This window comes from Lysinibacillus sp. OL1 (assembly GCF_004332175.1).
GTDB classification, from domain to species: domain Bacteria; phylum Bacillota; class Bacilli; order Bacillales_A; family Planococcaceae; genus Lysinibacillus; species Lysinibacillus capsici.
Map to the genome: position 1 here is coordinate 25029 of NZ_SJDS01000014.1, position 12592 is coordinate 37620.

General features: G+C 35.9%; 11 protein-coding genes. 8 read left to right on the forward strand and 3 right to left on the reverse strand.

The window, feature by feature from the left end:
• The first annotated feature begins 21 nt into the window (after positions 1–21).
• A complete protein-coding gene (locus tag EW028_RS20410) occupies positions 22–1227 on the forward strand; it encodes an MFS transporter (RefSeq protein WP_131522143.1) in 1206 nt (401 codons plus the stop codon).
• Positions 1228–1254: 27 nt separating this feature from the next.
• Here the strand turns inward: EW028_RS20410 and EW028_RS20415 are convergent, their stop codons facing one another.
• A complete protein-coding gene (locus EW028_RS20415; RefSeq protein WP_036075307.1) occupies positions 1255–1941 on the reverse strand; it encodes an adenine nucleotide alpha hydrolase family protein in 687 nt (228 codons plus the stop codon).
• Positions 1942–2505: 564 nt separating this feature from the next.
• Between EW028_RS20415 and EW028_RS20420 the strand changes: the two genes are divergently transcribed.
• Genes EW028_RS20420 through EW028_RS20450 form a run of 7 tightly spaced genes read left to right on the forward strand, consistent with a single transcriptional unit; the run spans position 2506 to position 8281 of the window.
• Positions 2506–4917: a Na+/H+ antiporter subunit A gene (locus EW028_RS20420; RefSeq protein ID WP_131522144.1), complete on the forward strand. Its 2412-nt coding sequence runs from the start codon at positions 2506–2508 to the stop codon at positions 4915–4917.
• A complete protein-coding gene (locus EW028_RS20425; RefSeq protein ID WP_004233141.1) occupies positions 4907–5329 on the forward strand; it encodes a Na(+)/H(+) antiporter subunit B in 423 nt (140 codons plus the stop codon). The genes EW028_RS20420 and EW028_RS20425 overlap by 11 nt, the downstream gene beginning before the upstream one ends.
• A gap of 3 nt (positions 5330–5332) precedes the next feature.
• The gene (locus tag EW028_RS20430; RefSeq protein ID WP_004233143.1) at positions 5333–5671 is read left to right on the forward strand and encodes a Na(+)/H(+) antiporter subunit C; all 339 of its coding nucleotides are present in this window, start codon (positions 5333–5335) and stop codon (positions 5669–5671) included.
• Complete coding sequence (locus EW028_RS20435) at positions 5664–7169, forward strand: Na+/H+ antiporter subunit D (protein WP_131522145.1); 1506 nt, start codon at positions 5664–5666, stop codon at positions 7167–7169. Before EW028_RS20430 ends, EW028_RS20435 begins: the two co-directional genes overlap by 8 nt.
• Positions 7169–7651 (forward strand): Na+/H+ antiporter subunit E, encoded by a 483-nt coding sequence (locus EW028_RS20440; RefSeq protein WP_131522146.1) that lies wholly within the window; start codon positions 7169–7171, stop codon positions 7649–7651. The genes EW028_RS20435 and EW028_RS20440 overlap by 1 nt, the downstream gene beginning before the upstream one ends.
• Positions 7651–7935, forward strand: a complete 285-nt coding sequence (locus EW028_RS20445) for a Na(+)/H(+) antiporter subunit F1 (RefSeq protein WP_131522147.1) — start codon at positions 7651–7653, stop codon at positions 7933–7935. Before EW028_RS20440 ends, EW028_RS20445 begins: the two co-directional genes overlap by 1 nt.
• Positions 7913–8281 carry a Na+/H+ antiporter subunit G gene (locus tag EW028_RS20450; protein WP_004233152.1) on the forward strand — a complete coding sequence of 123 codons (369 nt, stop codon included), beginning with the start codon at positions 7913–7915 and terminating at the stop codon, positions 8279–8281. The genes EW028_RS20445 and EW028_RS20450 overlap by 23 nt, the downstream gene beginning before the upstream one ends.
• 202 nt (positions 8282–8483) lie before the next feature.
• Here the strand turns inward: EW028_RS20450 and EW028_RS20455 are convergent, their stop codons facing one another.
• On the reverse strand, positions 8484–9200 hold the full coding sequence (locus EW028_RS20455; protein WP_131522148.1) for a DNA-binding response regulator: 717 nt from the start codon (positions 9198–9200) through the stop codon (positions 8484–8486).
• A gap of 14 nt (positions 9201–9214) precedes the next feature.
• Complete coding sequence (locus tag EW028_RS20460) at positions 9215–12223, reverse strand: ATP-binding protein (protein WP_131522149.1); 3009 nt, start codon at positions 12221–12223, stop codon at positions 9215–9217.
• Between the last annotated feature and the right edge of the window lie 369 nt (positions 12224–12592).

A 12592-nucleotide genomic window follows, 5' to 3' on the forward strand; every position in this document is an offset into this window, starting at 1 on the left:
AAATAAGAGTGAGGTGGCAACATGAATAAACAATTAAATGTAACCAATCCAATCTATCCAATAATGATTGCAATCGGTGTTGCTCACCTAATAAATGATACGATGCAAGCTGTTATCCCAGCGATGTTTCCGATATTTAAGAGTGAATTAGGATTGACCTTTACACAAATTGGAATGATTTCTTTTGTATTAAACATATTTGCTTCTGCATTGCAGCCTGCGGTAGGCTTTATCAGTGATAAAAAACCAATGCCTTATGCTTTACCTATCGGTATGATTAGTTCATTTATAGGGATTGCTATTATAGCGTTCACAACGCAGTATTGGATTATTATTATTGCGGTATTATTTATAGGCTTTGGGTCAGCTATTTTTCACCCTGAGGGATCGAGAGTTTCCTTTATGGCAGCTGGATCTAAACGAGGACTTGCACAGTCAATTTATCAAGTGGGGGGAAATTCAGGGCAAGCACTAGCACCATTAATTAGTGCTTACATCTTTGATATTCTCGGACAACGTGGGGCTGCGATCATATTAGTCATTGCAACGTTTGGTATCCTTTTATTAAGTAAAATTGCTACATGGTATAAAAAACAATTGGAGCAGGAGCGTACAACCAAGAAAAAGCGTGTACTCGTTTCAACATTGCCTCCATTAACAAAAAAACAAGTTGGAATCGCATTAACATTATTATTTACAATTATTTTTGCACGATCATTTTATACAACAAATATAACAAGTTTTTATGTGTTTTATCTAATGGATCACTATGAAGTCAGCCTTCGACTAGGGCAAATATTAATCTTCACCTTCATGGCATTTGGTGTAGTAGGTACCTTTTTCGGAGGCTCTTTATCAGACCGTATTGGTAGGAAAAATGTTATTATCCTTTCTGTAGTTGGCCCTATGCCATTTTGTTTAGCATTGCCATATGTACCATTATGGGCGGCTATGATATTTTTGATTATTATTGGTACGTTGATTATGATTAGCTTCTCCGTAACAGTGGTCTATGCGCAAGAGTTAGTCCCAACAAAAATTGGCACAATGGCTGGTTTAACAACAGGATTTGCTTTTGGTATGGGCGCAATAGGGGCAATGGTTATCGGCGTTTTAATGGATCATAAAGGCATTGATTTTACAATGATTGTTGTTTCATTATTACCTTTATTATTACTAGTTGCCTTCTTCTTACCGAAAGATAAACCTGCTTCAGCTGCTGTCTAATAAAAAAACGCGTATCTACGCGTTTTTTTATTGTCTTAATGGAGCTAAAAATTCTGCTGGCAATTTTTCCTGATCAATTACATAGCCCTCTGAAATATGAACTTCATGCATTTTATCGTTGTAAGTAAATTTAAAGATGCCGTTGTCAAAATCTGTGCCAATTTCTTTAAAGAATATACCTTCAATCGATACATACTTAGGACATGTAAATGCTACTTTAAAGTTCTCCTGTTCTTTAATTAAGTAAGCACGTACTCCTTTTTCATATGTTTCATTTGCATCATCATCGGTTGGGCGTTGAACAGCTACGATATGAAAATCAACAAAAGGAACTTCCTTTAACAGTACGTTTAAGAACGAGCCTTTAGTGATTTCCTCCCAACGGCTTTGTGCGCTTTGCCCTACGATTATTTGCGAAATACTATAATTCTTTGCGACCTCTGCAATAACCTTTTGTATGGGGCGTTTTTCATTATCTTGCAAAATAAATTTTTCAACCTCAAGTTCATCTGATAACTTTTTCCATTGCTCTATATAACTAGATTTCTCTGCGTCAAATGCATCAAGGGGTTGCGAATCGACTGAAAGAATATAGAGTGGGCAATCAAGCATTGTGGCCATCTTATGACCACGACGAATCAAACGTTCGCCATTTAAGCCGTAGTAAACACAAACTAATATACTTTCATCCAAACGCCCTTTTACATGCTTCATAAAAAATGTACACCTCTTATCTGTTGGTATTTTGTTAATTTCACTGTTGATTTTGAAAAAATTATCCTAAAACAGCTAAAATCGATGCTGTTACAGTGCATTATGCTCATTTATATTGTATACTTAAAAATGTATAAAAGTTAACGAAAATGTATTGGAAAACCCTTGAAGGATTAAGCCTAAATCGATAATTAGAGAATATTTAATTTATGCATTCTGTGCATCTATGCTACTTTGCTTTCATATGCCACACTATTATGCAGTGAGTTAAATAGATAGTCAAGTGTCTTCATCATGCTGATATTAACTGAATTGTAACTGTATAAATTATCTGATTTTCCACAAGTTATTTAGGCTTGCATCGGGTTAGAAGTGACTAAATAACTAAAATAACCTTTTTAATAAACAATTAAGCACTTTAACACCCCACCATATTCCATTAAATAATTTCAAGAATACATCTAATATGTTACTTAGCTTGAACAAATTTCTAAAGTCTTAGCACTTTACATGCCCATCACCACAAAAATTTGCTAGATGATTTAGATAGTAGGAGGTTTTCATTTGGTCACAGTTCTCATTGCGATACTTTTGCCATTTGTTTGTGCTGCTCTAATTCCATTGCTTTACAGGCGACTAAGGCGTGTCACACATCTTGGCTGGTTTGTTTTATCTGTTCCATTCATCTTGTTTCTTTTACTCGCTCGCTATATTCCTCAATTAGCCGAGGGTAAAACCGTTATTCATACATATGAGTGGATTCCCTCTTTTAATATAAATTTCACAACTTACCTAGATGGACTCAGTATGATTTTTGGTCTGCTGATTACAGGTGTAGGTAGTTTAGTCATTTTATATTCTATTTTTTATTTATCAACGAAAGAATCTCTTCATCATTTTTACTGCTATTTATTACTATTCATGGGCGCTATGCTTGGCGTTGTTTTTTCAGATAACCTAATGGTATTATACACATTTTGGGAATTAACAAGTGTGTCATCATTCCTATTAATCGCATTTTGGCATCATAGAAAGGCTTCTCGCGCAGGAGCTAAAAAAGCGATGATGATTACAGTCTTTGGCGGACTCTCAATGCTTGCGGGTTTCTTAATGCTCTATGTGGCTTCTCATACATTTAGTATTCGTGAAATTGTAGCTAATGTAGAGGTTATACGAGATCATGCCTTATTTACGCCAGCCCTTATTCTAATTTTATTAGGGGCCTTTACAAAATCTGCACAATTTCCATTCCACATTTGGTTGCCTGATGCTATGGAGGCCCCAACACCAGTTAGTGCTTATTTACATTCCGCAACAATGGTGAAGGCAGGTATTTATTTAGTTGCTCGTTTTTCACCAGTTTTTGGAGGAGAGGCAGTATGGTTCTGGCTAGTTAGTGTTATCGGCCTTGTTACATTATTCTGGGGCTCATTTAATGCTGTCCGTCAGACGGATTTAAAAGCATTATTAGCCTTTTCAACAGTGAGTCAGCTTGGTTTAATTATGAGTCTCTTTGGTCTTGGGTCTGTTGGTCATTATTATGGCTATGAGGAAAACTCAATTCTTTACACTCAAGCAAGCTTTGCAGCGCTATTCCACCTTGTGAATCATTCGACCTTTAAAGGAGCTTTATTCATGATGGTTGGAATTGTCGATCATGAAGTAGGTACTCGTGATATTCGTCGTTTAGGTGGCTTAATGTCTTTCATGCCTATCACTTTTACAATCGCAGTGATAGGTAGCTTCTCAATGGCAGGATTGCCACCATTTAATGGCTTTTTAAGTAAGGAAATGTTTTTTGCAGCAGTATTGGCTATTCGTGATGTAGAAGCATTCTCTATTGCTGATATAGGGCTGTTTTTCCCGATAGTAGCATGGGTGGCAAGTATCTTTACCTTTGTCTATAGTTTGATTTTAATTAGTCGTACATTTTTGGGTAAACTACAGCCAGAGAAGATTGATAAAAAACCACACGAGGCTCCACTTGGCATGTTAATATCGCCAATTATTTTATGCTTGTTGGTAGTTGGTATCTTTTTCTTCCCTAATATATTAGGTCATTATATTTTAGAGCCTGCTATGGCTAGTATTTATCCAACATTCCCAACTACAAGTGAGTTAACACCACATATTCATGCATGGCATGGCATCAATGCAGAGTTATTGATGACAGTAGGTGTCATTATTATTGGAATTATCCTATTTAAAACATTAAAAAGCTGGAAGCCACTTTATCGTCTATTTTCACAAAAGTATACGTTTAATACGTATTACAATCGAATGATAGAGATGAGTGAAAATGGCTCACAGAAGCTTACCAATAAATATATGACAGGTAATTTAACACATTATTTTGTCTATATATATGTATTTTTTGTTGCACTTATCGCTGGTTATTTTGTTTGGTCAGATGCCATGACCTTTAATTTTGACAAAGATTCCGCTATAGAATCCTACGAGTTAATCCTTGTGTTTGTCATGATTTTTGCTGCTGTTTGGATGATTTTCGCAAAGGGTCGGGTGACAGCCATGTTGCTAAATGGTGTACTAGGCTATTCTATTGCCTTCTTCTTTGTTATTTTCCGTGCACCAGACCTAGCTTTAACACAACTAGTTGTTGAATCGGTCACAACAGCTTTATTCCTTTTATGTTTTAAATATTTGCCAGATTTAATGCCAGAGCTACCACGTAAAAGGGTTCAATGGTCAAAAGCATTAATTTCTATTTTTGTTGGTGCAACCGTAACTATTGTTGGTTTAGCCGTCGTACACTATGATCGCTTTGAACCAGTGGCTACTTACTTCAATGATGCCTATGAATTGGCTGGCGGTTCCAACATCGTTAATACAATACTAGGGGATTTCCGTGCTTTTGATACGATGCTAGAGGTTGTTGTTCTTCTAATTGCTGGCTTAGGGGTCTATGCTCTGACAAAGCTTAAGCCACGAAAGGAGGAAGCAGATCATGAAAATTAATGATGTGATTTTAAGAACCGTCACCAAAGCCGTTGTGTTCATTATTTTAACACTCGGCGTGTATTTATTCTTTGCTGGGCATCATGCTCCTGGTGGTGGCTTTATAGGTGGTCTGGTGTTAGCCTCAGGCATTGTTTTGTTATATCTAGCCTATGATATTGAAACTGTTCATAAAGGGATGCCTTTCGACTTCAAAAAAGTTGCAGCTCTTGGTGTATTGCTAGCAACTGGAACAGCAATAGGTTCGTTGTTTTTTGATGTCCCATTTTTAACACAAGCACATACGTATATAGATGTTCCTATCTTTGGGAAAATGGGCTTTTCAACTGTCACTATTTTTGAAGCAGGTGTGGCTTTAACAGTGGTGGGGGTTGTTGTAACAATTATTTTAAGTATAAGTGAGGATGAGTAGCCAATGGAGTCTTTAATACTTGTTTTAGTAGGTATATTAGTAGCTGTTGCGACGTACTTAATCCTCTCGAAGCAGTTATTGCGTGTTATTTTAGGCACCGCTGTTTTATCTCATGCTGCCCACTTACTGATTTTGACTATGGGAGGTTTAAAAAAAGGGGATGTCCCGTTATTAGGAGAATCAGAGGGACCATATACAGATGCATTACCTCAAGCATTAATATTAACAGCGATTGTGATTAGCTTTGCTGTCACTGCTTTTGTTCTCGTTTTAGGGTATCGCGCGTACAAAACAAATGGTTCAGGGAATTTTGATGAATTGAGAGGTACGCCTGATGAGTAATATGATTGTTTTACCATTAATTGTACCAGTAATTACGGCTATTTTACTGGTGTTTTTAAAAGAGCATGTGACGCTACAACGTATCATCAGCTTATTGACATTGAGCTTTATTATTATCATTAGCGTCATTTTATTAGTAGAGATTCAAGAACAGGGAGTGATGCGCATTGATTTTAGTGGATGGGCACCACCATTTGGAATCTCATTTGTAGCCGATTCATTTGCGACACTATTAGTGTTAGTTGCAAATATTGTAGCCCTCATTTGTATGCTATATGCAATTTTTACAATGGAGCTAAGATATGAAAAAATGTATTTTTATCCATTTACCTTGCTGATGATAGCAGGTGTCAATGGCTCATTTTTGACGGGCGATATTTTTAACTTATTTGTGTGTTTTGAAGTAATGTTGCTCGCTTCCTATGCATTGATTAGCTTAGGTGGCGAAAAAATTCAGCTACGTGAAGCATTGAAATATGTGCTCATCAACATTGTTGCCTCTTGGATTTTCTTAGTGGCACTAGCTTTTCTGTATGGAACGGTAGGCACATTAAATATGGCACATATTTCAGTTCGTGTAATGGAGGCAGGAGCTAATCCTCTTATTACAACAGTAGCGCTTATTTTCTTAATCGTCTTTAGCTTGAAGGCTGGGCTTTTATTATTCTTCTGGTTGCCAGGCTCGTATAGTGTACCACCAACTGCCATTGCTGCTTTATTTGCTGCTTTATTAACAAAGGTAGGGATGTATGCACTTGTACGTTCCTTTACATTGCTGTTCCCTAACAATCCTGAAGTCACACACACAGCTCTTGGCATCATGGCTGGACTCACAATTATAGCAGGCTGTATCGGTGCACTTTCAGGTCGTGATGTTAGAACAATAGCCTCTTACAATGTACTAATTGGCGTTGGTTTTATAATAATTGGGCTAGCTGTAGGCACAGAGTCAGCCTTACAAGGTGTTATCTACTATTTAATGCACGATATGATAGCTAAGGCTATGTTGTTCTTAGCTGTTGGCATGATGATATATCTCACTGGGGAAACAGTAATTGATAAGATGAGTGGACTTATTCGTAACTACCCCATTTTTGGATGGTTGTTCTTTATAGCAATGTGTTCACTAGCTGGTATACCCCCACTGAGTGGTTTTTTAGGAAAGGTTTTAATTGGACAAGGTGCGATAGAAGGTGGCCATTTCGTTCTATTAGGTCTAGGGTTTTTCTCTAGTTTAATTGTTTTATATTCATTGTTAAGGATATTTCTTTCTTCCTTTTTCGGCGAAACCATTATTAGCTTAGAGGATGAAAAACCTTTACCTAAACGTATATTGTTGCCTTTAACATTACTGGCTGTTTGCACATTTGGATTAGGGATTGGGGCAGAAAAACTGGCACCATTTGTCACAGATGCAGCTGAAACACTTTATACACCATCTATCTATATCGATGCAGTTTTAGATGGCGAACAATGGCAAGGTGAGGTGAATAAATAATGGCGATGCAGTTTATTTTAAATTTATTTATCGCAACACTTTGGTTACTTCTAAAGGATGAAGTGACACCACAATTTTCGACATTTCTAATGGGTTTTGTAGTAGGTATGGGTATTCTATATGCGATGCATCGCTTTTATGGTACTCAATTTTACATGCGGAGAGTCTTTTCCATTATCAAGTTATTATGGCTGTTTAACTGGGAGCTATTTTTATCAAGCTATAGTGTATTAAGACAAATCACTACGCCTAAGCTAAATATTACACCTGGTATTTTCACATATAAAACTGTATTAAAGGGTGATTGGGAGATTACAGCTCTTGCCTTATTGTTAACATTAACACCTGGCTCTGTCGTCATGGAGGTATCGGAAGAGGGAGATGTCTTTTATATCCATGCTATGGACATCGAACAGTCAAAGGATGCAGTTATACGATCAATTGGAAAATTCGAACAAGCAATAATGGAGGTGACACGCTAATGATTAACAATATATTACTTCTTGCACTTGCTTTCTTCAGTATTTCCATTGCGCTGTCGTTATATCGTGTTATCCGTGGTCCGTCACTGCCTGATCGAGCGATAGCTCTCGATACAATTGGAGTTAATTTATTATCAGCTATTGCGATTGTCTCTATAATATTGAAGACTAAAGCATATTTAGAAGCTATTCTTATTTTGGGCATTTTAGCGTTTATCGGAACGATTGCATTTACAAAATATATAGAAAGAGGTGTGATTGTTGAACGTAAATCAAATGATTGAATGGGCAGCAGTTATCCTTATTCTTATAGGTTCCATTGTGAGTGTTATTAGCGCATTTGGAATGATTCGCCTACCAGATGTCTATACACGATCACATGCTGCTACGAAAAGCTCTACATTATCAGTTTTAACCTGTTTGTTAGGAGCGTTTATCTATTTTTGGGTACATGATGGTTTTGTTAGTGTACGGCTCATTTTAGGTATTCTTTTCGTCTTTGTGACAGCACCCGTTGCAGGGCATTTAATTTGTCGTGCAGCCTATCGTTCTCGCGTTCCACTAGCCAAGGGCTCTGGTGAAGATGAATTAAAGTCAAAATTGTTCCCTGAAGAACATACGATAAAATAGAAGGAGGACTGTTTGCCCTAAAGCAAACAGTCTTTTTAGTGCAAAAAAAATGAAAAATAGAATTGTAAAATTGATGAATTGATTGTTCCAAGGGGATAAAATTTTTGAACTAGATGAGAGAGCAGTGGATTCTAATCAGTAATCATTGGGCAATTCAAGAGGAAAAGGGAAGTTGCTCGGTTTAATCAACTTCCCTTTTAAATTATTCAGCTTGAAAAATTAATTGATAGCCAGAGCCTCTTACCATAGAAATTTTAGCTGTGTGTCCTGGAATTGCTTCGAGTTTCTTTCTTAAATTGCTGATATGAACTCGTAAGGCTTGTGTTTGTCCAAAGCTATCCTCGTCCCAAATAAGTCGGTACAGCTCGACAGCTGGAAAAGCTTGATTGCAATGCTGTGCTAAAAAGAACAAAATTTGAAATTCTTTTGTTGATAAAGTTAATACAGTATCACCAATTGAAACTTTTCCTGAGTGTATATGGAAGTGTAATGTATGAATAATTTTGGTCCCTTCATTTACAGAAGCATGATCAATTGGTTGTATCAGCTTTTTTTGCTGCCTTCGTTCAAGTAGCCTATCAATTGTTTTTAAGAGTCGGGTGTGGTCAATTGGCTTTAAAATATAATCTATAGCCTGAACATTAAAGGCCTCTAACGCATAATTTTCATAAGCTGTAACAAAGACAATATCTATATAGCTTGAGACATCTTCTATTTTAGAAGCAAATTCAAGACCAGTCATTTCAGTCATTTCAATGTCTAAAAACAAAATATCAGGTTTTAACATGCCGATATTTACTAAACCATCTTTTGGATTCTGGAAGGTTCCAATAATCTCAATAGAGCCACTTGCCTTTAGCATGGATTCTAATAAACGAATGGCTAAAATTTCATCATCTATAATAACTGCTTTTAACAAGCTGCTCACATCCTCTATAAAGTAATTATTGGAAATCTTATTTCAACAGTCGTTCCTTTGTTTTCGTGGCTATCAAAATGGATAGTAGCTTTGTCGAATTTTTTTAATCGTTTGGAAATATTTAAAATACCAATGCCTTGACTAGCTGTTTTTTCACCATTTTGAATTTGTCTTAAAAGCTCTGAAGATATACCAATGCCATTGTCAATCAGTTGGAAAATCACCATATGCTCTTCCTGCCTTATAACTAATTGTAGCTCGCTAAGCTCTTTTCTGACTTTCAAACCATGAAGAAGGGCATTCTCAACTAAAGGCTGAAGCAGTAAAGGAGGAATAAGACATTGGATAGGCTCATCCATGCAAATATTAAATTCTAATTGCTCAGGATATCTAGTGCGATGAATATTTACATAGGCCTCAATAAGACTAAGCTCCTTTTCCAAAGGGACAAGACTGTTGGCATTTTCAAAGGCAAAGCTATTACGTAAAAATGTAGCAAAATCTGTAATCATTGCCCGTGATTTATCTAAGTCTAAATAGCTTAGGGACAGAATGGAATTTAAGACATTATAAATAAAATGAGGTTTAATTTGTGCTTGTAAAAACGCGGTCTCCATTTTCACAGCTGTTTCTGCAGACTCCTTCAATAAAAGAAGATTGCGAACCCTAGTCTTTAGCTCGGTAGCATCTAAAGGTTTATGTAAAAAATCATTTGCACCAGATTGAAAGGCTGCAATCATATCCTCTGGTCGAACCGCCGCAGTCAACATTAGAATAGGTAGCTCTGTAGACGTGTAATTTTGTCTAACCTGTTGACATATCTCATAGCCAGAAATAGAGGGCATCATAATATCTAAAATTAATAAATCAATACTAGGTTGTTGTGTAAGGTACTCAAATACATGATGTCCATTATCAATTGCTATAATGGAATAGTTTCCTTGGGTCAATATATCTATTAGTACCTTTAAATTAACAGCATCGTCATCCACAATAAGAATTTTTTTCTTTCCTATTTTTTCAACAATATGTGGGAATGTTAGGAAAGGATGCTGGTATGTTTGGATTGGCATTGAAGGTAATTCCTCATTTGTCGGCAGACCTTTTCGTAATTTGAATGAAAAGGTAGTACCTTGTCCGACAATAGAATCCACAAATATTTTTCCACCCTGCCGCTCGACAAGCTCCTTTGTAATATGTAAACCTAATCCACTGCCACCGATTGAATAATTGAATTGTTGGAACGGGTTAAAAATGGTTTTTAAATTTTCTGGTGCTATCCCACACCCAGTATCCTTAACTTCAACCACAAGGAATGACTGTTTCTCATAACAAGTTATATCAATTTTTCCTTCATTTGTATACTTCACTGCGTTATGAATTAAATTATATAAAATTTGGCGAAGACGGTTTTCATCAGCTTGGACAAAGGTTCCCCGTTCTATATGATTATAAATTTTGACATTCTTGCTAATCGTGTAGGAAAGCACTTCAACAGTCATATGTGTAATGGCATATAAATCAACAGATGCCATCCGCAATGTTAATTCATTCTCCTTCAGCTTTGAAAAATCAAGTAAATCATTGACTAAATAGGATAGACGTTCTGCAATATTGAAAATAAGTGATACTTTTTCTTTTTGTTCGTCCGCTGAGATAGGTAAACTATTATCCTTCAGCATAGATTGTGAAATGCCTATAATGCCATGTAAGGGCGTTTGGAATTCATGAGATGTTTTAGCTAGAAACTCATCCTTTAATTTATCTACACGTATCAGTGCCTCCGTTAGCTTGCCTTTTTCTAAATAAGAATCTGCAAAACGATGAGAAATATATAGGGAAAGCATTGTCAGGCAAATAAATGGCAACAATGGTGGTAGAGCACTCAGTTCAAGATTAATATTTGTATTTAAAGTAGCAACGATAAAATAAAGCAAAATGGCTAGAGAGCTTAATGTTAAATACATTACTCCAGTAGCACGTTTGTAAATTGCTATAATTTGTACATAGAAGATATAAACAATATTTGCGAATACATACAATGAGTTGATATTCTGAAATAGTGAATTAATGGATGTTGGAAGCAATGCAACCAGCATTAGAAGGGTACCTATTGCACAAAACACTTTCACAACTAAACGATTCATATGTTTTATTAGAGCACGATAAAAATACAACAATATAAAAAGGCCTACAGCTATACTAGAGATCATTTGCATTTTCTGAAATGGAGCATAGGAAATATTTATAAAGTCTAGTAATAACTTTTCGCCATGAGTAAGGGTGTAAACCCCACTTGCGAAACAAAATATAGAGAAGTAAAGCTGTTCTATACCAAATTTTGAATAAAGATATGAGCCAAAAAAGTAGATAAACATTGTTAAAAAACCTGCTAGGGTAATTAAATCGTAGAATATGGCACCCTCTCGAAGCTTTGCAATACTAGATTGATCCCCTAAAAAAATGGAGCTAATAATTCCTCCTCCTGGCGCATAATCAAAATTGGCTACATGAACAATTAATTCAAGTTCTTTTTTATCAGGCGAAAAATAAGCGGTATATGGGGTATTGTGGGGTGTATAGCTGTTATCCTCAGCTGGCTCTCCACTATGTCCAACTCGCTTTCCATTAATATACAATGCGTTCGACATTCGAATGTTACTCGTTTTAATTCCTAAAATATCTTCGGTATCATCGATTAAAACCTTGAGACGATAAGTCCCACTTTCAAATACAGGTATTTGTTGCCCATCAATTGTATATTTTGTCCAAGCTGAAGGGACATTAACAAGATAGCTTTGATAGGAATCAAAGGCTTCACCGTCCACTAAATGATTCGGGATAAATTCCCACTCCCCATCTAATTTGATAGGCGTATTATCGTGAAATGAATGATGACGTAAATCCATCACACCTTCAATCGCTTGCGGCCCATGCGACTTAGGTTGAGTTAAGAAAAAGGTAATGCCTGCTATCAGCACTGAGCCAATAATAATTGCGAGCAATAACGATAATTTTTTCATCGTAAAAATCCCTTTCAAATGATTTATTTGGATTATACAAGATAACTTACGGCATTTATACAAAATTCCTACTAGCGATGAAATCTAAATATTGCGAGCTTAAAGGATGGCGATAATCTCTATCTCTGAACTGTTGAAATTAAGTTGTTTTTATGATGGAGGAATAAATAATGCTAAAACGGAAAATAGTAAAGTTACTATGTAAAATGAATGAAAACAAAAATAAATTGACTTATCAGAAAATTATGCATATAATATTTAGCTAAAATTTTTTTAGTTTATCTTGATTATTATTTCAAAAGAGTATATCTTAATTAGCAGATAGATTTTTTATTCTTCAACATGAATAAATATCCAATCAACTATATT